We start from the raw sequence: 21,914 nt of genomic DNA, 5'->3' as shown, positions 1-21,914 counted from the left end.
ACGTCCTTGTGGCAGGGCCCGGCGAGCAGCTTTACACTCAGACCACCACTGCTGCCATGGGTTCGCCATGTCGACACACGATGAAGATGATCGCCGCGAATACTATCGTATCGACGACACGATAGCACTGGAATTCAGCCTGCTGTCGGGCGCCGAAGCCCAGGCCAGCGACGCGCTTCACGATGCCTCGCCGCTGTTCAACCTGCTCAGCGACCTGCACCTGATGGACTTCGAGTCGCAGCACCTGCTGCGCCATATCAGCGAGCGCGACCGCACCCTGGCCAACTACCTCAAGGTGATCAACAAGCGCATCGACCTGCTCGGCCAGGCCGTGGCGCAGAGCCTGCTGCGCGATATCGGCGTGCCGCGCCAGGTGTCGCTGTCCGAAGGCGGCATCAGCTTCAACCATGGCCAGGCCGTGGCGCCCGGCAGCCACCTGGCGATCAAGATGGTGCTGATGCCGCAGGCCCTCGGCCTGCTGCTGCGCGCCCAGGTGGTGCATTGCCGCCCGCGCGCCGACGGCCAGTACGAGATCGGCACCGAGTTCGAAGCGTTGACCGACGCACAGCGCCAGTTGCTGGCCCGGCATATCCTGCAGAAGCAGGCCCTGGAACGTCGCCAGGCCCGCGAATGACCGCCGCCAAGGAACCCTCATGTATCGCTTCGTGCTACTGCTCGCCCTGCTCACCCCTACCATCCTGCTCGCCGACACCCTGACCATTCCATTGGGCAGCCAGGGCGCCGATCTCGATGCGCGCAACCTGCCGCAAAAAGGCGAGTCCAAAGGCTCGGTGCTGGAGCGCTTCGGCCTGGCCGACGAGGAACACCGGCCGGTCGGTCAGCCGCCGATCACCCGCTGGGACTACCGCGAGTTCAGCGTCTACTTCGAATACGACCACGTGATCAACAGCGTGCGCCACCACCGGCCGCGCCATCTGGACCCCGCCAAGGAGCAACAGTGACCCTTATCTACGGCCATCGCGGCGCCAAGGGCGAAGCCCCGGAAAATACCCTGGCCAGCTTCCAGCGTTGCCTGGAGCACGGCGTCGAGCGCTGCGAGCTGGACCTGCACCTGTCGCGCGACGGCGAGCTGATGGTGATTCACGACCCGACCCTCAAGCGCACCACCGGCCTGCGCGGCAAGGTGGTCGAGCACGACGCCGCCGAACTGGCGACATACGACGCGCGCAAGGGCGGCCCCGGCTGGGTGCGTCCCTGCCCGATTCCACGCCTGGAGCAACTGTTCGAGCAGTGCCGCTTCGCCCACTGGCAGCTGGAAGTGAAGAGCGCCTCCAAGGTGCGCGCCGCGCGCACCGTGCTGGCCATCGCCGAACTGGCCGAGCGCTTCGGCCTGCGCGAGCAGGTGACCATCACCTCCAGCTCGCGCGAGGTGCTCAAGGCTGCCCGCGAGCTGACCCCGCAGCTGCAGCTGGGCCTGGTGGCCGAATACGCCTGGCTCGACCCGCTCAAGGTGGCCGCCCATTACGACTGTCACCTGCTCGCGCTGAACTGGACGCTGTGCACCCCGGAGCGCCTGCTCAAGGCCCAGAAACAGGGGCTGCACGTGTCGGTGTGGACGGTCAACGACGCCGCGCTGATGCGCCGCCTCGCCGATTTCGGCGCCGACAGCATCATCACCGACTTCCCCGGCCTGGCGGTGCAGACCCTGCGCGGCTGAGGATCGGCGGCTTTACCCCGCGTAGCCCGGATGCAATCCGGGGATGCCCTCGCGCCAGGCCCCGTACAAGCAACGCCCGAGAACGAAAAAACCGGCCAATGGCCGGTTTTTTCGTCTTGCCGCCTGGTGCGCTAGAAGCTCTCCCGATTCGGCCAGCGCCACTCGGAAGCATCCTCCCAGCCCGTCTCCCCGACCGGCTCAGGCCACCGGCCGGAGCCGCTCAAAAAAGCCGGTTGAGGCCGTCGAACGCCGCCACCCGATAGGCCTCGGCCATGGTCGGGTAGTTGAAGGTGGTGTTGACGAAGTACTTGATACTGTTCGCCTCGCCCTTCTGGTTCATGATCGCCTGGCCGATATGCACGATCTCCGAGGCCTGGTAGCCGAAGCAGTGCACGCCCAGCACTTCCAGCGTCTCGCGGTGGAACAGGATCTTCAGCATGCCCACCGGCTCCACCGCGATCTGCGCCCGCGCCATGCCCTTGAAGAAGGCCTTGCCCACTTCGTAGGGCACCTTGGCCTGGGTCAGTTCGCGCTCGTTCTTGCCGATCGAGCTGATCTCCGGAATGGTGTAGATCCCGGTCGGCACGTCGTCGACGAAACGCCAGCTGCCGTTGTCGACGATGCTGCCGGCCGCCGAACGGCCCTGGTCGGAGGCGGCGCTGGCCAGGCTCGGCCAGCCGATCACGTCGCCGGCGGCGTAGATGTTGCTGACCTCGGTGCGGTAGTGCTCGTCGACCTGGATCTGCCCGCGGCTGTTGACCTTGATGCCGATGTTCTCCAGGCCCAGCTGGTCGGTGTTGCCGGTACGACCGTTGCACCAGAGCAGCGCGTCGGCCTTGATCTTCTTGCCGGACTTGAGGTGCAGGATCACCCCGTTCTCCAAGCCCTCGATGCGCTCGTACTCCTCGTTGTGGCGGATCAGCACGTTGTTGTTGCGCAGGTGGTAGGAGAGTGCGTCGGAGATCTCGTCGTCGAGGAAGCTGAGCAGCTGATCGCGGTTGTCGATCAGGTCCACCAGCACGCCAAGGCCGCTGAAGATCGAGGCGTATTCACAGCCGATCACCCCGGCGCCGTAGATGATCAGCCGGCGCGGGGTGTGACCGAGGCTGAGGATGGTGTCGCTGTCGTAGATGCGCGGGTGACGGAAGTCGACGTCGGCCGGGCGGTAGGGGCGCGAACCGGTGGCGACGACCACCTGCTTGGCCACCAGCTTTTCCACCACACCGTTGAGGCAGACCACTTCCACGGTCTGCTCGTCGGCGAAGCTGGCGGTGCCGAAGTAGGTGTCGATGCGGTTGCGCGCGTAGTAGCCGGTGCGCGAGGTGACCTGCTTGGCGATCACCTTCTCCGCGCTCTTGAGCACGTCAGGGAAGGAGAACCAGCGCGGCTCGCCGATCTGGCGGAACATCGGGTTGGTGTTGAACTGCATGATCTGCCGCACCGAGTGGCGCAGCGCCTTGGACGGGATAGTGCCGAGGTGGGTGCAGTTGCCGCCGACCAACGGACGGTTGTCCACCACTGCCACCTTGCGCCCGGCCTTGGCCGCGTTCATCGCCGCGCCCTCGCCCGCTGGCCCGGAGCCCAGCACCACCACATCGTAGTTGTAGACCGCCATGTTTACTCCTTCGCATCAGACCGGGGCGCGCGTGGCGCAGCCGCGGCAGGGCCGGCACCGCACGGGCGGCGCCGGCAATCAATCAAACGGGGATCAGCGCTTGCTCGCGTCGTAGGCCAGATCGGTGCGCGGCGCCTCGGCCGGGTCGCGGTTGACCTCTTCGCACTTCTCGCGGCTACCGCCGCAGATCGAGCATTCCTTCTCGATGCCCAGGTTGGCGATGCCGCCGCAGGAACCGGCGATCGGCTTACGGCCCATGATCACGCCCACGGCCATCATGCCGACGACCAGCAGCATGGCCAGGAAAACTACCAAGAAAGTCATTGTTCCTCTCCTGCAGCGAATAGCTGCTCGAATGCGGTGCTGCCGCGTGTGACGAAGCCCTCGCCCTCACGCGTCACGAAAAACGCCGCGATACCGTTGCGCTCGGCGAAGGCCAGACCAGCCTCGGGACCGAGCACCATCAATAGGGTAGACAAGCCATCGGCGCGCAAGGTCGATGGATCGGCCACGGTGACCGCCGCCAGCCGGTGATTGACCGGCATGCCGGTCAGCGGATCGAGGGTGTGCGAGTAGCGCTGGCCGTTTTCCTCGAAGTAGTTGCGGTAATCGCCCGAGGTGGAGATGCCGTAACCGTCGAGCTGGAGGGTGCGCTGGGCCACCCGCTGGTCGTCGCGCGGCGCCTCCAGGCCGATGCGCCAATGGCTGCCGTCGGGCTTGAGGCCGGCCGCCTTGAGCTCGCCGGTGGCTTCCACCAGGTAGCTGGTGACGCCCAGTTCGGCCAGGCGGGCGACGATGCGGTCGACCGCATAGCCGGCGGCGATGCTGTTGAAGTCGACCTGTACGTCGACCGCCTTGCACAGCCGCTCGCCGTCGATGCGCAGGTGCTGCTGACCGACCCGCTGGCGCACCGCGGCCAGCTGCGCGGCACTCGGCACCGCCTCGCCCTGCCCCTTGGGACCGAAGCCCCAGAGGTCGAGCAGCGGCTCCAGCGTCAGGTCGAACGAGCCCTGGCTCTCTGCATGCAGGCGATTGCCGGCGCGCACCAGCTCCAGCACCCCCGGCGGCATGGCCTGGCAGGTGCCGGCCGGCGCGCGGTTGAACTGCTCGATCAGCGAGTCGGCGCGGTAGGTGGACATCTGCTGGTCGATTTCGGCGAGGATCACCTCGGTCGCCGCCTTGAGTTCGGCCTGCGCCGCCACGCCGTCGCTGCGCACGTACTTGACCGAATAGGTGCTGCCCATGGTCGGGCCGCCGAACTCTTCGATCCGTTTAGAATGCAAGCAGCCCGTTAGGGCTGCCGCCAGGGCGACAGCGATAACGGGCTGGAGTACCGCAAAGTTCATGCTTAGCCGCCGAAGTCGTCGAGGAGAATGTTCTCCGGCTCGACGCCCAGGTCGGTCAGCATCTTGATCACCGCGGCGTTCATCATGGGTGGGCCGCACATGTAGAACTCGCAATCCTCCGGAGCCGGGTGGTCCTTCAGGTAGTTCTCGTACAGCACGTTGTGGATAAAGCCTTTCAGGCCGGTCCAGTTGTCTTCAGGCAGCGGGTCGGACAGCGCCAGGTGCCACTTGAAGTTGTCGTTCTCGGCCTGCAGCTGGTCATACTCTTCGACGTAGAAGGCCTCGCGCATGGAGCGCGCGCCGTACCAGAAGCTGATCTTGCGCTTGGATTTGAGGCGCTTGAGCTGGTCGAAGATGTGCGAACGCATCGGCGCCATGCCGGCACCACCACCGATGAACACCATCTCGGCATCGGTGTCCTTGGCGAAGAACTCGCCGAAGGGGCCGTACACGGTGATCTTGTCGTCCGGCTTGAGGCTGAACACGTAGGAACTCATCTTGCCCGGCGGCAGATCGTCCTTGCCGGGGGGCGGCGAGGCGATACGGATGTTGAACTTCACCAGGCCGCGCTCTTCCGGGTAGTTGGCCATGGAGTAGGCACGGATCACGGTCTCGTCGACCTTGGACACGTACTTCCACTGGTTGAACTTGTCCCAGTCGCCGCGGTACTCCTCCTGGATGTCGAAGTCCTTGTAGTACACGGTGTGCGGCGGGCATTCCAGCTGCACGTAACCACCGGCGCGGAAGTCGACGTTCTCGCCTTCCGGCAGCTTGAGCGTCAGCTCCTTGATGAAGGTGGCCACGTTGGGGTTGGACTCGACGGTGCACTCCCACTTCTTCACGCCGAAGACTTCTTCCGGCACCTCGATCTTCATGTCCTGCTTGACCGGGGTCTGGCAGGACAGGCGCCAGCCCTCGCGGGCCTCGCGCTTGGTGAAGTGCGACTCTTCGGTGGACAGCATCTCGCCGCCGCCGGATTCGACGATGCACTTGCACTGGGCGCAGGTGCCGCCGCCGCCGCAGGCGGAAGACAGGAACACGTTGTTGTCGGCCAGGGTCTGCAGCAGCTTGCCGCCGGCCGGCACCACGATGGTTTTTTCGCCGTTGATCTCGATGCTCACGTCGCCGCTGGACACCAGCTTGGCGCGCGCGGCGAGAATGATCAGCACCAGCGCCAGAACGATGGCGGTGAACATGCCGATGGCGAGGAAGATTTCGTAATTGATCATCTGCTCATCCTTTCCTTACAGCTGCACGCCGGAGAAGGACATGAAGCCCAGCGACATCAGACCGATGGTGATGAAGGTGATGCCCAGACCCTGCAGGCCAGCCGGCACGTCGCTGTACTTGAGCTTCTCGCGAATGCCCGCCAGCGCAGCGATGGCCAGTGCCCAGGAGACGCCGGCACCGACGCCGTAGACGGTGCTCTCGGCCAGGTTGTAGTCGCGCTCGACCATGAACAGCGAGCCACCCATGATGGCGCAGTTCACGGTGATCAGCGGCAGGAACACACCGAGGGCGTTGTACAGCGAGGGCACGTACTTATCCAGGGTCATTTCCAGGATCTGCACGATGGCCGCGATCACGCCGATGAAGGTCAGCAGGCCGAGGAAGGACAGGTCCACCTCAGGCAGGCCGGCCCAGGCCAGGGCACCATCCTTGAGGATGTTGGTGTAGATCAGGTTGTTCACCGGCATGGTGATACCCAGCACCACCACCACGGCGATACCGAGACCGATGGCGGTTTCCACCTTCTTGGAGATGGCGATGAAGGTGCACATGCCGAGGAAGAACGCCAGCGCCATGTTCTCGACGAACACCGCACGGACGAACAGGCTGATGTAATGCTCCATTAGTAGGCCTCCTTGTTGGATACCTGAGGCGCCATCTTGTAGGCGTTCTTCTCAACCTGGTCTTTCTTCCAGGCGCGGATGCCCCAGATGAACAGACCGATCAGGAAGAAGGCCGAAGGTGGCAGCAGCAGCATGCCGTTGGGCTGGTACCAGCCACCGTCGTTGACCACCGAGAAGATCTCGTAGCCCATCAGCTTGCCCGCGCCGAACAGCTCGCGGATCACGCCCAGGGCGATCAGCATGGCGCTGTAGCCGAGACCGTTGCCGATCCCGTCGAAGAACGACAGCACCGGCGGGTTCTGCATGGCGAAGGCCTCGGCGCGGCCCATCACGATGCAGTTGGTGATGATCAGACCGACGAACACCGAGAGCTGCTTGGACAGGCTGAAGGCGTAGGCCTTGAGCACCTGATCCACCACGATCACCAGGGAGGCGATGATCACCATCTGCACGATCATGCGGATCGAGCTGGGGATCTGGCTGCGGATCAGCGAGATGAACAGGTTGGAGAAACCGGTCACCAGGGTCAGCGCGGCGGACATCACCAGCGCGGTCTGCAGGTTCGAGGTCACCGCCAGGGCCGAGCAGATCCCGAGGATCTGCAGGCCGATGGGGTTGTTGTTGAAGATCGGATTGAGCAGGACTTCTTTAATAGTCGGCTGCGACATGATCAGGCCTCCCCTGCACGCAGGTTAGCGATAAACGGACCGAAGCCGTTCTGGCCGAGCCAGAACTTCAGCAGGTTGTCGACACCTTTGCCGGTGAGGGTGGCGCCGGCCAGGCCGTCGACCTGGTGCGCGGCCTTCGGACCCTGCGGATCGACGCTGCCCTTGACGACTTCCACGGCCAACTCGCCGTTGTCGTCGAACAGGGTCTTGCCCGGCCACTGGCCCTTCCACTTCGGGTTGTCCACCTCGCCGCCGAGACCGGGGGTCTCGCCGTGCTGGTAGAAGCCCATGCCCACCACGGTGTTCAGATCCCCTTTCACCGCGATAAAGCCGTGCAGGGTCGACCACAGGCCGTAGCCGCGCACCGGCAGGATCAGGGTTTCCACCTGGCCGTCCTTCTCCACCATGTACACGGTGCTGAAACGCTCCTGGCGCTTGATCCCGGCGATGTCGTCGCTGCCTTTCAGCACGCTGGACAGGCTCGGGTCCTTGGACGCCTTGAGCGGATCGAAGGTGATCGGGTTGTGCGCATCGGAGAACTTGCCGCTCTCCAGGTCCACCAGCTTGGCGGTGATGGTGCTGTTGAACAGCTCCTTGACCTTGGCCGCTGACATGCCCGCCTCGCCCAGACCGGCGATGGCCAGGATGCTGCGCTGCTTGTCGAGCAGGCGGTTTTCCACCTGGGTCGGCTTCAGGGCGATGGCGGCGCCGGCGACGAACACCGAGCACACCAGGCACACCAGCAGGGCCACCGTCAGGGTGCGGACGGTGGATTCTTTTTGACTAGACATTGCGTGCCAGCCTCCGCTTGATATTGGCTTGAACGACGAAGTGGTCGATCAGCGGTGCAAACAGGTTGGCGAACAGAATCGCCAGCATCATGCCCTCGGGGAAGGCCGGGTTGACCACACGGATCAGCACCACCATCACGCCGATCAGAGCACCAAAGATCCACTTGCCAGTGTTGGTCATGGAGGCCGACACCGGGTCGGTGGCCATGAAGAACATGCCGAAGGCAAAGCCGCCCACTACCAGATGCCAGTACCAGGGCATGGCAAACATCGGGTTGGTGGTGGAACCGATGACGTTGAACAGCAGGCTCAGGCCGATCATGCCCAGCATCACGCCGGCGACGATGCGCCAAGCGGCGATCTTGGTGATCAGCAGGACCAGACCGCCGATGGCGATGGCCAGGGTGCTGGTCTCGCCGAGCGAGCCGTGAATGGTGCCGACGAAGGCGTCCATCCAGGTGATGCCGTTGTTGATCACGTTCTCGATGCCGCCGGAGGCTGCCAGGCTCAGCGAAGTGGCGCCGGCAAAACCATCGACCGCCGTCCAGACCGCATCACCGGACATCTGCGCCGGATAGGCGAAGAACAGGAAGGCACGGCCGGTCAGTGCCGGGTTGAGGAAGTTCTTGCCGGTACCACCGAACACTTCCTTGCCGATCACCACACCGAAGCTGATGCCCAGGGCGACCTGCCACAGCGGAATGCTCGGCGGCAGGATCAGGGCGAACAGCACGGAAGTGACGAAGAAGCCTTCGTTGACTTCATGCTTGCGGATCGAAGCGAACAGCACTTCCCAGAAGCCGCCGACGATGAAGGTCACCGCGTAGACCGGCAGGAAGTAGGCGGCGCCCTGGATGAAGTTGTCCCACAGGCTGTTGGGATCGAAACCGGCCAGCGAGCCGATCAGGGCGAAGCGCCAGCCTTCCTGGCTCGCCAGCAGCTCGGGGCTCTGAGCGAAGATCAGGTTGGCCTGGTAGCCGGTGTTCCACATGCCAAAGAACATCGCCGGGAAGGTGCACAGCCACACGGTGATCATCATGCGCTTGAGGTCGATGCCGTCGCGCACGTGAGCGGTGGTCTTGGTCACGCTGCCAGGACGATAGAAGAAGGTGTCGATGGCCTCGTAGAGGGCATACCACTTCTCGTACTTGCCGCCCTTTTCGAAGTTGTGCTCGATCTTGTCGAGGAATGCACGAATGCCCACGGATTAACCCTCCTTCTCGATGCGGGTGAGGTTGTCCCGCAGGATCGGGCCATATTCATACTTGCCGGCGCACACATAGGTGCACAGTGCCAGGTCTTCTTCGTCGAGTTCCAGGCAACCCAGTTTCTGAGCCATCTCGGTGTCGCCAACGATCAGATAGCGCAGCAGTTGAGTCGGCAGGATATCCAGCGGCATCACGGCTTCGTAGTTGCCCACCGGCACCATGGCGCGCGGGCTGCCGTTGGTGGTGGTGGTGAAGTTGAACAGCTTGGCGCCGGCCAGCTTGGAGACGAAGATGTTCAATACCGAGTGTTTGTTAACGCCGGCACGCAGGTAATGCATCATCTCGCGGTCGTTGCCCTCGCCCAGGCACGACACCTGGTTGTGGTAGCGACCGAGGAAGGCGAAGGCGCCCTGAGCGGTACGCCCGCCGAACACCGAGCCGGAAATCACCCGATTGAAGCCGGGCTTGAGTTCGCCGGCGGTGAGCTCTTCCAGGTTGGCGCCCAGACGGGTGCGCAGCAGACGCGGCTGCTCGGCGACCGGACCGCCCAGCGCGACCACGCGCTCGACGAACAGCTGACCGGTGGTGAACAGCTTGCCCACGGCGATCACGTCCTGGTAGCCGATCTGCCACACGCTCTTGCTGGCGCCGACCGGGTCGAGGAAATGAATGTGGGTACCCGGCAGGCCGGCCGGATGCGGGCCGGCGAAGGCCTCGCTCTGCACCTTGGCCAGCGTCTCGCCGGGCAGGTTGGCGCCATCGGCCTTGCACAGGAAGACCTTGGCCAGGTTGCCCAGCACTTTCAGGCCATTTTCGAAATCGGCGGCATGCTCGGCGATCACCACGGCCGGATCGGCGGCCAGCGGATGGGTGTCGACGGCGGTGACGAAGATCGAACTGGGCACGGCATCGATGGCCGGCACCTTGCTGAACGGACGCGTGCGCAGCGCGGTCCACAGGCCGGACTGCAGCAGGTTCTCGCGCACCTGGGCGTCGCTCAGCGCATCGAGCTGAGCGGCCGGGTACTGGGCGAAGGTTTCCTGCTCGTCGCCGTCGATATCGATCACCAGCGACTGCAGCACGCGCTTCTCGCCGCGATGAATGGCGCTGACCACGCCGGCAGCCGGTGCGGTGTAACGCACGCCGGGGGTCTTCTTATCGGTGAAGAGCAGTTGACCGAGCTTGACCCGATCACCGACCTGCACTTCCATCGTCGGCTTCATCCCGTGATAGTCGAAGCCGATGACGGCGACACTGCGCACGGGCCTGGCGGCCTCGATACGCTGTGCCGGCGCACCCGTTATGGGCAAATCGAGCCCATGCTTTAGTTTGATCATAGGTTTGCCTAACCACTGATTTAGAAAGCTTTTTATAGGACAGGGGCAGCAGCCGAAGGTCTAATAGACTCAACCACGCCGATGCATTATTGGCGTGGATGATGATGCCGAACCTGGGTAAAAAATCCGCTTGATTATAAAGACGCCCCCCGAGGCTGGCCACCCAAGCGCTTGCTTTTTTTGACTTTTCGGTAACAGCGCGCAACAGATCGCGACTTGACCCGGATCAGCCTTCGGCGCAATTAAATAGAGCCTTTTCAGCCTGGGGATAGCCGCCATGCCGCGCGCTCTACTCGTCCTCCTCCTGACCCTCGCCAGCCCGCTGCTGCTGGCCAACAGCGATCTGCGCCTGAGCGAAGCGGCCTTCGCCCCGCAGGTGGCGCAGCTCGAACGCAAGAACCAGGCGGTACTCACCTACCTGTGGGCCGACGTCTACGCCGCCGCGCTCTACACCCCCAACGGCATCAGCCCGCGCGAGGCGCTGAACGGCCCGCACGCCAAACGCTTGGAGCTCTACTACTTCCGCAACATCGCGCGCAGCGATGTGATCAAGGCCGCCTGGCTCACCCTCGAACGCCAGCTCGACGCCCAACGCCTGGCCGCCCTGCGCGATGAACTGGACGCCCTGCACGCGACCTTCAAGGACATTCGCCCCGGCGACCGCTACGCCCTCGACTACGACCGCGAGCAGGGCCTGCGCCTGCTGCGCAATGGCGAAACCGCCTTTCGCAGCGCCAACCCCGAGCTGGCCGACGCCTACCTGGGTATCTGGCTGGCGCCCGACGGCCTGTCCGACAAACTGCGCGACCAGCTGCTGGCCGGCCAATAAAAAACGGGAGCCGAAGCTCCCGTTCTTTATTGCCCCTGGCGCTTAGCGCGGGAAGGCCGGCGGGTTGACCCCAGCCATGTCTTCCATCACGCGCACCACCTGGCAGCTGTAGCCGAACTCGTTGTCGTACCAGACATAGAGCACGACGCGGTTGTCGTTGCAGATGGTGGCTTCGGCATCGACCACACCGGCATGGCGCGAGCCGACGAAGTCGGTGGACACCACTTCCTGCGAGCTGACGAAGTCGATCTGCTTCTGCAGATCCGAGTGCATGGCCATCTGGCGCAGGTACTCGTTGATTTCCTCGCGCGTGGTGGCCTTCTCCAGGTTCAGGTTGAGGATGGCCATCGACACGTTCGGCGTCGGCACGCGAATGGCGTTGCCGGTCAGCTTGCCCTTGAGCACCGGCAGCGCCTTGGCGGCGGCGGTGGCGGCACCGGTCTCGGTGATCACCATGTTCAGCGCGGCGCTGCGGCCACGGCGGCTGCCCTTGTGGAAGTTGTCGATCAGGTTCTGGTCGTTGGTGTACGAGTGCACGGTTTCGACGTGGCCGTTGACGATGCCGAACTTGTCGTTGACCGCCTTGAGTACCGGCACGATGGCGTTGGTGGTGCAGGAGGCCGCGGAGATGATCTTGTCGTCCGGGGTGATCTCACCGTGGTTGATGCCGTGCACGATGTTCTTCAGCGCGCCCTTGCCCGGCGCGGTCAGCACCACGCGGTCGACGCCCGGGCACTTGAGGTGCTGGCCGAGGCCGTCGGCGTCGCGCCATACGCCGGTGTTGTCCACCAGCAGGGCGTTCTTGATGCCGTACTGGGTGTAATCCACCTCGGCCGGCGACTTGGCGTAGATCACCTGGATCAGGTTGCCGTTGGCGGTGAGGGTGTTGTGCTCCTCGTCGATGGTGATGGTGCCATCGAACTTGCCGTGTACCGAGTCGCGACGCAGCAGGCTGGCGCGCTTGACCAGGTCGTTGTCGGCGCCCTTGCGCACGACGATGGCGCGCAGGCGCAGGCCGTCGCCGCCACCGGTCTTCTCGATCAGGATGCGTGCCAGCAGGCGGCCGATGCGGCCGAAGCCGTACAGCACCACGTCGGTGCCTTCGCGACCGGCGCCGTTCTGCTTGCCGACCACCTCGGCCAGCTCGTCCTTGACGAACTGCTCGACGCCGCGCCCGGCGCCCTCGGCCTTGTACTTGGCGACCAGCTTGCCCAGGTCCACCGAGGCGGCGCCCAGCTTGAGCTCGCTCATGGCCTTGAGCATGGGGAAGGTGTCATGAACCGACAGTTCGGCTTCGCCTTCCAGACGGTGGCGGGCGAAACGGTGAGCCTTGAGGATGTCGATCACCGAGCGGTTGATCAGACCGCGGCCATAGATCGAGGTCACCACATTGTTGTTGCGGTAGAGCTGACCAATCAGCGGAATCATCGCTTCCGCGAGGGCTTCACGATCGATCCATTCACCGAGACACTGGTCGGGCTTCTGAGTCACGGGCAGTACCTTCCACATGTAGGGGCTGAAAAAAGGGGCTACATTATGACGGCGCGCGCGGGCATGAGCAATGCGCGCCTGTCGCGACTGACATTGACCACCAAGCCCCGCTACAATTCCCGGCCTTTTGTCACGACCGTGAGCCGCCCGTGTCCGCAACGACCGCGTCCGTACTGCGTCTTCCGTCCCTGCCCGCCAGCGCCGGCAAACAGCAATGGGGCAACCTGCCCGGCGCCGCCCTGCCGCTGGCCATCGCCGAGGCCGCCAGCGCCGCCGGGCGCCTCACCCTGGTGCTCACCGAGGGCAGCCAGAGCGCCGAGCGCCTGCAGGAAGAACTGGCGTTCTTCGCCCCCGATCTTCCGGTGCTGCATTTCCCCGACTGGGAAACCCTGCCCTACGACGTCTTCTCGCCGCACCAGGACATCATCTCGCAGCGCATCGCCGCACTCTACCGCCTGCCGCAGCTGACCCGCGGCATCCTGGTAGTGCCGATCACCACCGCCCTACACCGCCTGGCGCCGAAGCGCTTTCTGCTCGGCAGCAGCCTAGTGCTGGACGTCGGCCAGAAGCTCGACGCCCCGCAGATGCGCACGCGCCTGGAGGCGGCCGGCTACCGCTGCGTCGACACCGTCTACGAGCACGGCGAGTTCGCCGTGCGCGGCGCGCTGATCGACCTCTTCCCCATGGGCAGCGACACGCCCTACCGCATCGACCTGTTCGACGACGAGATCGAGACCCTGCGCACCTTCGACCCGGAGACCCAGCGCTCGGTGGACAAGGTCGAGTCGATCCGCCTGCTGCCGGCGCGCGAGTTTCCGCTGGAGAAGAAGGCCGTCAGCGATTTCCGCGGACGCTTTCGCGAGCGCTTCGACGTGGATTTCCGCCGCTGTCCGATCTATCAAGACCTGTCGTCCGGCATCACCCCGGCCGGCATCGAGTACTACCTGCCGCTGTTCTTCGAAGAAACCGACACCCTGTTCGACTACCTGCCGGGCGACACCCAGGTGTTCTCCCTGCCCGGCATCGAAAAAGCCGCCGAGCATTTCTGGACCGACGCGCGCAGCCGCTATGAGGATCGCCGCGTCGACCCGGAACGCCCGCTGCTGCCGCCGGCCGACATCTTCCTGCCGGTGGAGGACTGCTTCGCCCGCCTGAAGAGCTGGCCGCGCATTGTCGTCAACCCCGAGGATATCGAACCCGGCGTCGGCCAGACGCGCTTCGACGCCAAAGCGCTGCCGGATCTGGCGATTCAGGCCAAGGCCGGCGAGCCGCTGGCGGCGCTGCGCCGCTTCATCGAGGAATACCCGGGCCGCGTGCTGTTCTGCGCCGAGTCGGCCGGGCGCCGCGAGGTGCTGCTGGAACTGCTCGCCCGGCTCAAGCTCAAGCCGAAGGAAGTCGATGGCTGGCCGGCCTTCGTCGCAAGCGGCGAGCGTTTGGGGATCTGCATCGCCCCGCTGGACGAAGGCCTGCTGCTCGACGACCTGGCGCTGATCGCCGAAAGCCCGCTGTTCGGCCAGCGCGTGATGCAGCGCCGCCGCCGCGAGAAGGGTCGCGACGGCGGCGACAACGTGATCAAGAACCTCACCGAGCTGCGCGAAGGCGCGCCGGTGGTGCATATCGACCACGGCGTCGGCCGCTACCTGGGCCTGGTGACCATGGAGTTCGACGGCCAGGCCGCCGAGTTCCTAGCCCTGATGTACGCCGAGGAAGCCAAGCTCTACGTGCCGGTGGCCAGCCTGCACCTGATCGCCCGCTACACCGGCAGCGACGACGCCCTGGCGCCGCTGCACCGCCTCGGTTCGGAGACCTGGCAGAAGGCCAAGCGCAAGGCCGCCGAGCAGGTACGCGACGTCGCCGCCGAACTGCTGGATATCTACGCCCGCCGCGCCGCCCGCGAAGGTTTCGCCTTCCAGGACCCGGCGCTGGACTACGCCAGCTTCAGCGCCGGCTTCCCCTTCGAGGAAACCCCGGACCAGCAGGCCGCCATCGACGCGGTGCGCGGCGACATGCTCGCCGGCAAGCCGATGGATCGTCTGGTCTGCGGCGACGTCGGCTTCGGCAAGACCGAGGTGGCCATGCGCGCGGCCTTTATCGCCGTGCACAGCGGCAAGCAGGTGGCCGTGCTGGTGCCCACCACGTTGCTCGCCCAGCAGCACTACAACAGCTTCCGCGACCGTTTCGCCGACTGGCCGGTGAAGGTCGAGGTGATGAGCCGCTTCAAGAGCGCCAAGGAAGTCGAAGGCGCGGTGCAACAGCTGGCCGAAGGCAAGGTGGATATCGTTATCGGTACCCACAAGCTGCTGCAGGACGACGTCAAGTTCCACAACCTGGGCCTGGTGATCATCGACGAGGAACACCGCTTCGGCGTACGCCAGAAGGAACAGCTCAAAGCCCTGCGCAGTGAGGTGGATATCCTCACCCTCACCGCCACGCCGATTCCGCGCACCCTGAACATGGCCGTAGCCGGCATGCGCGACCTGTCGATCATCGCCACCCCGCCGGCGCGCCGCCTGTCGGTGCGCACCTTCGTCATGGAAAGCAACCAGCCGACCATCAAGGAAGCGCTGCTGCGCGAACTGCTGCGCGGCGGCCAGGTGTACTACCTGCACAACGACGTGAAGACCATCGACAAGTGCGCCGCCGACCTCGCCAAGCTGGTGCCGGAAGCGCGCATCGGCATCGGCCACGGGCAGATGCGCGAGCGCGAGCTGGAACAGGTGATGAGCGACTTCTACCACAAGCGCTTCAACGTGCTGGTGGCCTCGACCATCATCGAGACCGGCATCGACGTGCCCAGCGCCAACACCATCATCATCGACCGCGCCGACAAGTTCGGCCTGGCCCAGCTGCACCAGTTGCGCGGCCGCGTCGGCCGCAGCCACCACCAGGCCTATGCCTACCTGCTCACGCCGCCACGCAAGCAGATGACCGACGACGCGCAGAAGCGCCTGGAGGCCATTAGCAATGCCCAGGACCTCGGTGCCGGCTTCGTCCTGGCCACCCACGACCTGGAGATCCGCGGCGCCGGCGAGCTGCTCGGCGACGGCCAGAGCGGGCAGATCCAGGCGGTCGGCTTCACCCTCTACATGGAAATGCTCGAACGGGCGGTCAAGGCCATCCAGAAAGGCGAGCAGCCCAACCTCGACCAGCCGCTGGGCGGCGGCCCGGAGATCAACCTGCGCGTACCGGCGCTGATCCCCGAGGACTACCTGCCCGACGTGCACAGCCGCCTGATCCTCTACAAGCGCATCGCCAACGCCACCGACGAAGACGGCCTGAAGGAGCTGCAGGTGGAGATGATCGACCGCTTCGGCCTGCTACCGGAGCCGACCAAGCACCTGATGCGCCTGACCCTGCTCAAGCTGCAAGCCGACAAGCTGGGCATCGTCAAGATCGACGCCGGGCCGCAGGGCGGGCGCATCGAGTTCGCCGCCGAGACCTGCGTCGACCCGCTGACCCTGATCAAGCTGATCCAGGCGCAGCCCAAGCGCTACAAATTCGAAGGCGCCACGGTGTTCAAGATCCAGGTGCCGATGGAGCGCGCCGAAGAGCGCTTCAACACCCTGGAGGCCCTGCTCGAACGCCTGGCCCCACAAGCCTCATCCACCTGAAGGACAAACCGCCCATGCGTCTCTTGCACCTGATCCCTCTGCTGCTCTGCCTGCTGGCCCCGAGCGCCTTCGCCGAACGCCTCTACCAGGTCGAACTGCTGGTGTTCCGCCAGGCCGGCGACCCCGTCGTCGCGCCCAAGATCGCCCCCGACGACTGGGCCGGCAGCGCCCTGCCGATCGCCGGCAACGAACGCCCCACAGCGCTGGACAACGAGGCGGCCAAGCTCAACCCCGGCAACGGCTACCAGTTGCTGCTGCACAAGGCCTGGAGCCAGAGCATCGGCAGCAACCCGAGCCGCGTCGCGGTGAGCAGCGGCGAAGCGCAGTTCGGCCACCATCCGGTCGAGGGCACGCTGAGCTTCACCCAGGAACGCTTCGCCGACCTGGAACTGGAACTGTGGATCAACCAGTTCAGCGCCGACGGCCTGCTCGATGCCAGCGAGCACCTGAAGATCGCCCAGCGCCTGAAGGACGACAGCCTGACCTACCTGGATCACGGCAGCCTGGGCGCGCTGATCCGCATCAGCCCGCTCTGAGCGGAGGCCAGACAGGAGAGCGCCGGGAGCGGTTTGGCGCGCACGCCCCAGAGGGGTGAAGCGCGGGGATGTGCCGAACGATGCAAAAGGGCCGCTAAGCTGCCCTTTTCGTTATCCGGGGAACCAGGCTCAGCCCGCCAGCACCCGCGCCAGCACCGACTTGACCGTGCCCATGCCCTGCTCCAGCACCCGCTCGATCTCGGCCATGGTGATCAGCGCGCTGGACTTGCCCGCCGCCGGGTTGACCACCAACGCCAGGCAGGCGTAAGGCAGCGCCAGTTCGCGCGCCAGCACCGCCTCGGGCATGCCGGTCATGCCCACCAGGTCGCAGCCGTCGCGCTCCATGCGGGCGATTTCCGCGGCCGTCTCCAGGCGCGGGCCCTGGGTGCAGCCGTAGACGCCGTGATCGCTGAACGCGGCGTGCTCGGCGCGCAGCGCCGCCACCAGCCGCTCACGCAGCTGAGCATCGTAAGGCTGGCTGAAATCGACGTGGGTGACGTGCTCCAACTCGCCCTCGTAGAAGGTATGGGCGCGCCCCGCGGTGTAATCGATGAGCTGGTGTGGCACGCAGAAATGCCCGGTGGCCATGGCCGCATGGATGCCGCCGACCGCGTTGACCGCGAGGATCGCCTTGGCCCCGGCCTGCTTCAGCGCCCAGAGGTTGGCGCGGTAGTTGACCTGATGCGGCGGAATACGGTGCGGCTGGCCATGGCGGGCGAGAAACAGCACCTCGCGCCCGGCGTAGTCGCCGCGCAGCACATCGGCCGACGGCGCGCCGTAGGGCGTATCCAGCGGCAATGCTTCGCGGATGGTCAGGCCTTCGAGCTGGGTCAGGCCGGTGCCGCCGATAATCGCGTAGACGGTCATGGGCGCTCCTCAGTCAAGCAACTGGGCGGCTCGTAGCGCCGCCACGGCAGTCAGCCAGCGTGGCGCCTGGCGGTATTCGGTACTGGCGTGTGCACGGCCGCGCATACGCGCCAGGCGCGCCGGCGGCGTCACCTGCCGGCGTTGCAGGGCGGTCAGTGCCAGCTCGGCGGCGGCGCGGTCGTTGCACACCAGGCCCATGTCGCAACCGGCGCCGAGCGCCGCCTCGATGCGCTGGCCGGCATCGCCGACCACATGGGCACCAGCCATGGACAGGTCGTCGCTGAAGATCACCCCGTCGAAGCCCAGCTCGCCGCGCAGGATGTCCTGCAGCCAGCGCCGCGAGAAGCCGGCCGGCTGCGCGTCGACCTGCGGGTAGATGACGTGCGCCGGCATCACCGCATCCAGCTCGCCAGCCAACAGCTTGAACGGCTGCAGGTCGCAGGCACGAATTTCATCGAGGCTGCGCTCGTCCAGCGGAATCGCCACATGGGAATCGGCCTCGGCCCAGCCGTGGCCGGGAAAATGCTTGCCGGTGGTGGCCATGCCGGCCTCGCGCATGCCGCGGATAAAGGCGCCGGCCAGGCGCGCGGCGCGCTGCGGATCGCCCTCGAAGGCGCGACTGCCGACCACCGCACTCCGTTGGTGATCGAGGTCCAGCACCGGGGCGAAACTCAGGTCCAACCCCACCGCCAGCACCTCGGTGGCCATCAACCAGCCGCAGTGCTCGGCCAGGGTCTCGCCATTGTCGTTGTCGGCGATGGCGCGCATCGCCGGCAGACGCAAAAAGCCCTGGCGCAGACGCTGCACCCGACCGCCTTCCTGATCCACCGCCAGCAGCAGATCCGGACGCAGGGCGCGGATGCTCTGGCACAGCTCGCGCACCTGGCGCGGCGATTCGATATTGCGGGCGAAGATGATCAGCCCGCCCACCTCGGGCTGGCGCAGCAGCTGGCGATCCTCGGCGGTCAGCCAGGTGCCGGCGATATCCAGCATCAAAGAGCCTTGCATGCGTGTCGTCACATAAAATCCTTAGCGAAGATCCGCCCCGGCCCACTGCGGGCAGGGCGCCTCGTCGATCCTGACCGGGCAGTGCGGTGCCACCCGATCGAACAGGGCCAGCATGTCGGCGTTGCGCAGGCGCACGCAGCCATGCGAGAGCGGCACACCCATGGGTTCGCTATCGGGCGTGCCATGCAGGTAAATATAGCGGCGAAAACTGTCCACCTGGCCAGAACGATTGCGTCCCGGCTCCAGGCCGCTGAGCCAGAGAATGCGGGTGAGAATCCAGTCGCGCCCGGGAAACTGCTCGTGCAGCGCCGGCGACCAGATCTCGCCGGTCCAGCGCCGGCCGCGCAACACCGCGCCCAACGGCAGGCCGGCGCCGATCTTCGCCCGCACCTGGTGCAGGCCGCGCGGCGTGCAGCCGGAGCCGTTGCGCTCCCCCGCCCCGTTCAGCGCGGTGGAAACCGGCAGGCGCAGCACCAGCTGCCCCGCACGGAAACCGTACAAGGCCTGATCGGCGATGGAGATATGCAGCAGGTCGAGATCGAACATGGGCGGCTAGCTTAGCCGAAGGCCAACGCCGCGCCCACCCGCAGACGTCAAACCTTTGCCGGCGTGCTCGCGCTCTTGCTGCGTGGCTTGAGCTGCGCAGCGGCCAGCGCCGGGTCGTTGACCCCGGTCTCGGAGCGCATGCCGGCGGCGAGGAACGGTACCATCATGCGCATCACCTGCTCGATCGAGGTGTTGACGCCGAAATCGGTCTCGGCCATGGCGCGCAGCGCCTTGATTCCGGACATGCTGAAGGCCGCCGCGCCGAGCATGAAATGCACGCGCCAGAACAGCTCCAGCGGCGGGATGCGCGGCGCCGCCTCATGCACCAGCAGCATGTAACGGCGGAACACCTTACCGTACACCTCTTCCAGGTACTTGCGCAGGTGGCCCTGGCTCTGGCTGAAGGCCAGGCCGAGCAGACGCATGAAGATCGACAGGTCGTTGCCGCTGCGCGGCTTGACCGCCAGCGCCTGCTCGACCAGCAGTTCGAGCAGTTCTTCGAGGCTGGCCGGGGTATCGGCCTTGGCCTGACGCCGATCCAGCTCCTTCTCCAGGCTGGCGCAGAAAGGCCCGAGGAAGCGCGAGAAGACCGCCTGGATCAGCGCCTTCTTCGAGCCGAAGTGATAGTTGACCGCCGCCAGGTTGACCCCGGCCTTGCTGGTGATCAGACGCAACGAGGTTTCGGCGAAGCCTTTTTCCGCGAACAGCTGTTCCGCAGCATCGAGAATGCGTTCAACGGTTTCCGACTGAGCCATGAGCTATCACCTGACAAACACTTGTTTGAAACATACGTTTCAGCCCACTGCATTGTCAAGCCGCACGAGCCGTCTTTTGGCCAGCCGGTCACAGCTTACAACAAGCACAGACGCAGATTGCCCGTCGCAGGTTACAGGGCGGCCGGCGGGTAGGCGAAATTGTGCGTTGCCAAGCCGGCCTTACTGTATATAATCCCAGTCACTGTATAAAAAGACAGAGCGCCGCCATGCTGAAACTGACGCCACGCCAAGCCGAGATTCTCGCCTTCATCAAACGCTGCCTGGAAGACAACGGCTACCCGCCCACCCGCGCGGAAATCGCCCAGGAACTCGGTTTCAAATCGCCCAACGCCGCCGAGGAACACCTCAAGGCCCTGGCCCGCAAGGGCGCCATCGAAATGACTCCGGGCGCCTCGCGCGGCATCCGCATCCCCGGCTTCGAGCCGAGCAACGAGGACGAAGGCCTGCCGGTCATCGGCCGGGTCGCCGCCGGCGCGCCGATTCTCGCCCAGCAGCATGTCGAGGAATCCTGCCAGATCAACCCGGCCTTCTTCCAACCCAAGGCTGACTACCTGCTGCGCGTGCGCGGCATGAGCATGAAGGACATCGGCATCTTCGACGGCGACCTGCTGGCGGTACACACCACCCGCGAGGCGCGCAACGGCCAGATCGTGGTGGCGCGGCTGGACGACGAAGTCACGGTCAAGCGCTTCAAGCGCGAAGGCAACAAGGTCTGGCTTATCGCCGAGAACCCCGAGTTCGCGCCGATCGAAGTGGATCTGGAACACCAGGATCTGGTCATCGAAGGTTTGAGCGTCGGCGTGATCCGTCGCTAGAGGAGGCTCTATGCAGTTCCCGCACCCACTCGATCGCCCGCAAATGGCGCTGTTCGATGCCTTTCTCGGCCAACCGACAGAAGTCCTGCTGGAGCCAGGACTCGCCGCCCCGCTGCTCGACGAGTCCGAAGCCTTCAGCGAACTGTCGCTGCGTGGCGCGGCCGGACACTGCCTGCACCTGCTGGCGCCGATCCTGCGCGAACTGAGCGAGAACCTCGATGCTCGCTGGCTGACCCTGGTGGCGCCGCCGGCCAGCCTGACCCAGTCCTGGCTGCGCGAAGCCGGTTTGAACCGCGAACGCATCCTGCTGTTGCAACCACGCCGCGGCCAGAGTGCCGTGGAGCTGGCCGAGGAGGCGCTCAAGCTGGGCCGCAGCCATACCGTGGTGAGCTGGCTGCACCCGCTCGAACGCGGCACGCGCCGCCGTCTGGCTCAAGCCGCCGAGATCGGCGCTGCGCAGAGCCTGAATATCAGCCTGGGCTAGATCGCAGGGCAACTTCCCAGCAGCCTCCCCCCAGCCCGGATGCCGCCATTGAGCTGCGGATCACGTCCGGGCTACGGCTACAGCCAGCAAGGTATCCGACCAACGAAAACGGGGCTCCCTTGGAGCCCCGTTTTGCTTGCCGCGCCGCGGAAAATTCAGTGCAGTACCCGCGGCCCTTCGTCCTCGGCGCTGTAGTCGCCCTCGGCCAGGCGTCCGGCCATCTGCACCCCGACATTGAGCATGGCCTTGGCCACCTCGACGTGCTGGCCCTGCAGGAAGGCCTTGGCATCGGCGGAGAAATCCAAGGTCACCAGGGCCTCCTCGTCTTCCGCACGACGCAGGGCGATACGCCCATCGGGCAGTTCGACGATTTCCAGAAAGGATGTAGGCATGGTTCAGGTTCTCCACGAAAGGCCGGCATTGTACCAGCCGACCGGGCATGACCCCAGCCCGCC

23 protein-coding genes are annotated in these 21,914 nt (G+C 65.4%); 8 read left to right on the top strand and 15 right to left on the bottom strand.

Annotated elements, in window-relative coordinates:
- The first annotated feature begins 67 nt into the window (after nucleotides 1-67).
- From AC1G9C_RS08390 to AC1G9C_RS08380, 3 genes are read left to right on the top strand one after another with little or no spacing between them, the layout of a single operon-like run.
- Entirely contained in the window at nucleotides 68-634 is a 567-nt protein-coding gene (locus tag AC1G9C_RS08390; protein ID WP_480409918.1) for a PilZ domain-containing protein, read from the top strand.
- A gap of 19 nt (nucleotides 635-653) precedes the next feature.
- Nucleotides 654-962, top strand: a complete 309-nt coding sequence (locus AC1G9C_RS08385) for a phosphodiesterase (RefSeq protein ID WP_397497476.1) — start codon at nucleotides 654-656, stop codon at nucleotides 960-962.
- The gene (locus AC1G9C_RS08380; RefSeq protein WP_021445504.1) at nucleotides 959-1,678 is read left to right on the top strand and encodes a glycerophosphodiester phosphodiesterase; all 720 of its coding nucleotides are present in this window, start codon (nucleotides 959-961) and stop codon (nucleotides 1,676-1,678) included. The genes AC1G9C_RS08385 and AC1G9C_RS08380 overlap by 4 nt, the downstream gene beginning before the upstream one ends.
- A 220-nt stretch (nucleotides 1,679-1,898) precedes the next feature.
- Here AC1G9C_RS08380 and sthA read toward each other — a convergent pair whose 3' ends face one another.
- From sthA to AC1G9C_RS08335, 9 genes are all read right to left on the bottom strand, one after another.
- Nucleotides 1,899-3,293, bottom strand: coding sequence for a Si-specific NAD(P)(+) transhydrogenase (sthA, locus tag AC1G9C_RS08375; RefSeq protein ID WP_021445503.1), 1,395 nt, complete (start codon nucleotides 3,291-3,293; stop codon nucleotides 1,899-1,901).
- A 93-nt stretch (nucleotides 3,294-3,386) separates the two neighbouring features.
- A complete protein-coding gene (nqrM, locus tag AC1G9C_RS08370; RefSeq protein WP_021445502.1) occupies nucleotides 3,387-3,617 on the bottom strand; it encodes a (Na+)-NQR maturation NqrM in 231 nt (76 codons plus the stop codon).
- Complete coding sequence (locus tag AC1G9C_RS08365; RefSeq protein WP_480409917.1) at nucleotides 3,614-4,639, bottom strand: FAD:protein FMN transferase; 1,026 nt, start codon at nucleotides 4,637-4,639, stop codon at nucleotides 3,614-3,616. The genes nqrM and AC1G9C_RS08365 overlap by 4 nt, the downstream gene beginning before the upstream one ends.
- 2 nt (nucleotides 4,640-4,641) lie before the next feature.
- Nucleotides 4,642-5,868, bottom strand: a complete 1,227-nt coding sequence (gene nqrF / locus AC1G9C_RS08360; RefSeq protein WP_480409916.1) for an NADH:ubiquinone reductase (Na(+)-transporting) subunit F — start codon at nucleotides 5,866-5,868, stop codon at nucleotides 4,642-4,644.
- A 15-nt stretch (nucleotides 5,869-5,883) separates the two neighbouring features.
- Nucleotides 5,884-6,492, bottom strand: coding sequence for an NADH:ubiquinone reductase (Na(+)-transporting) subunit E (nqrE, locus tag AC1G9C_RS08355; protein WP_021445499.1), 609 nt, complete (start codon nucleotides 6,490-6,492; stop codon nucleotides 5,884-5,886).
- Nucleotides 6,492-7,166 carry an NADH:ubiquinone reductase (Na(+)-transporting) subunit D gene (locus tag AC1G9C_RS08350; RefSeq protein WP_177342921.1) on the bottom strand — a complete coding sequence of 225 codons (675 nt, stop codon included), beginning with the start codon at nucleotides 7,164-7,166 and terminating at the stop codon, nucleotides 6,492-6,494. Before AC1G9C_RS08350 ends, nqrE begins: the two co-directional genes overlap by 1 nt.
- Entirely contained in the window at nucleotides 7,163-7,951 is a 789-nt protein-coding gene (locus AC1G9C_RS08345) for a Na(+)-translocating NADH-quinone reductase subunit C (RefSeq protein WP_031303644.1), read from the bottom strand. Before AC1G9C_RS08345 ends, AC1G9C_RS08350 begins: the two co-directional genes overlap by 4 nt.
- Nucleotides 7,944-9,155 (bottom strand): NADH:ubiquinone reductase (Na(+)-transporting) subunit B, encoded by a 1,212-nt coding sequence (locus AC1G9C_RS08340; protein WP_075746500.1) that lies wholly within the window; start codon nucleotides 9,153-9,155, stop codon nucleotides 7,944-7,946. The genes AC1G9C_RS08345 and AC1G9C_RS08340 overlap by 8 nt, the downstream gene beginning before the upstream one ends.
- 3 nt (nucleotides 9,156-9,158) lie before the next feature.
- Nucleotides 9,159-10,496 (bottom strand): Na(+)-translocating NADH-quinone reductase subunit A, encoded by a 1,338-nt coding sequence (locus AC1G9C_RS08335; RefSeq protein ID WP_480409915.1) that lies wholly within the window; start codon nucleotides 10,494-10,496, stop codon nucleotides 9,159-9,161.
- A 277-nt stretch (nucleotides 10,497-10,773) separates the two neighbouring features.
- Here AC1G9C_RS08335 and AC1G9C_RS08330 point away from each other — a divergent pair, with 277 nt between their 5' ends.
- Entirely contained in the window at nucleotides 10,774-11,325 is a 552-nt protein-coding gene (locus tag AC1G9C_RS08330; RefSeq protein WP_480409914.1) for a chalcone isomerase family protein, read from the top strand.
- Between the two features lie 42 nt (nucleotides 11,326-11,367).
- Here AC1G9C_RS08330 and AC1G9C_RS08325 read toward each other — a convergent pair whose 3' ends face one another.
- The gene (locus AC1G9C_RS08325; protein ID WP_480409913.1) at nucleotides 11,368-12,834 is read right to left on the bottom strand and encodes a glyceraldehyde-3-phosphate dehydrogenase; all 1,467 of its coding nucleotides are present in this window, start codon (nucleotides 12,832-12,834) and stop codon (nucleotides 11,368-11,370) included.
- A gap of 131 nt (nucleotides 12,835-12,965) precedes the next feature.
- Between AC1G9C_RS08325 and mfd the strand changes: the two genes are divergently transcribed.
- Nucleotides 12,966-16,427: a transcription-repair coupling factor gene (gene mfd, locus AC1G9C_RS08320; RefSeq protein WP_480409912.1), complete on the top strand. Its 3,462-nt coding sequence runs from the start codon at nucleotides 12,966-12,968 to the stop codon at nucleotides 16,425-16,427.
- A 14-nt stretch (nucleotides 16,428-16,441) separates the two neighbouring features.
- Nucleotides 16,442-16,963, top strand: coding sequence for a CsiV family protein (locus tag AC1G9C_RS08315; RefSeq protein ID WP_480409911.1), 522 nt, complete (start codon nucleotides 16,442-16,444; stop codon nucleotides 16,961-16,963).
- Between the two features lie 129 nt (nucleotides 16,964-17,092).
- Here the strand turns inward: AC1G9C_RS08315 and AC1G9C_RS08310 are convergent, their stop codons facing one another.
- Genes AC1G9C_RS08310 through AC1G9C_RS08295 form a run of 4 tightly spaced genes read right to left on the bottom strand, consistent with a single transcriptional unit; the run spans nucleotide 17,093 to nucleotide 20,139 of the window.
- The gene (locus tag AC1G9C_RS08310; protein ID WP_021444013.1) at nucleotides 17,093-17,830 is read right to left on the bottom strand and encodes an S-methyl-5'-thioinosine phosphorylase; all 738 of its coding nucleotides are present in this window, start codon (nucleotides 17,828-17,830) and stop codon (nucleotides 17,093-17,095) included.
- 9 nt (nucleotides 17,831-17,839) lie between these two features.
- The gene (gene nagZ / locus AC1G9C_RS08305) at nucleotides 17,840-18,838 is read right to left on the bottom strand and encodes a beta-N-acetylhexosaminidase (RefSeq protein WP_480409910.1); all 999 of its coding nucleotides are present in this window, start codon (nucleotides 18,836-18,838) and stop codon (nucleotides 17,840-17,842) included.
- A gap of 21 nt (nucleotides 18,839-18,859) precedes the next feature.
- Entirely contained in the window at nucleotides 18,860-19,384 is a 525-nt protein-coding gene (locus AC1G9C_RS08300; RefSeq protein WP_480409909.1) for a L,D-transpeptidase family protein, read from the bottom strand.
- 47 nt (nucleotides 19,385-19,431) lie between these two features.
- Nucleotides 19,432-20,139: a TetR/AcrR family transcriptional regulator gene (locus AC1G9C_RS08295; protein ID WP_457790116.1), complete on the bottom strand. Its 708-nt coding sequence runs from the start codon at nucleotides 20,137-20,139 to the stop codon at nucleotides 19,432-19,434.
- A gap of 227 nt (nucleotides 20,140-20,366) precedes the next feature.
- Here AC1G9C_RS08295 and lexA point away from each other — a divergent pair, with 227 nt between their 5' ends.
- Both lexA and sulA read left to right on the top strand, forming a co-directional pair.
- Complete coding sequence (gene lexA / locus AC1G9C_RS08290; RefSeq protein WP_122107259.1) at nucleotides 20,367-20,975, top strand: transcriptional repressor LexA; 609 nt, start codon at nucleotides 20,367-20,369, stop codon at nucleotides 20,973-20,975.
- 10 nt (nucleotides 20,976-20,985) lie between these two features.
- Nucleotides 20,986-21,459, top strand: a complete 474-nt coding sequence (gene sulA, locus AC1G9C_RS08285; RefSeq protein WP_021444492.1) for an SOS-induced cell division inhibitor SulA — start codon at nucleotides 20,986-20,988, stop codon at nucleotides 21,457-21,459.
- 155 nt (nucleotides 21,460-21,614) lie between these two features.
- Here the strand turns inward: sulA and AC1G9C_RS08280 are convergent, their stop codons facing one another.
- Nucleotides 21,615-21,851 (bottom strand): hypothetical protein, encoded by a 237-nt coding sequence (locus AC1G9C_RS08280; RefSeq protein WP_021444491.1) that lies wholly within the window; start codon nucleotides 21,849-21,851, stop codon nucleotides 21,615-21,617.
- Nucleotides 21,852-21,914 lie beyond the last annotated feature (63 nt).

Source organism: Pseudomonas sp. ABa2 (genome assembly GCF_056676075.1).
The sequence above is the reverse complement of the archived record's forward strand: the minus strand, read 5'-3'. Positions and strand labels throughout refer to the sequence as shown.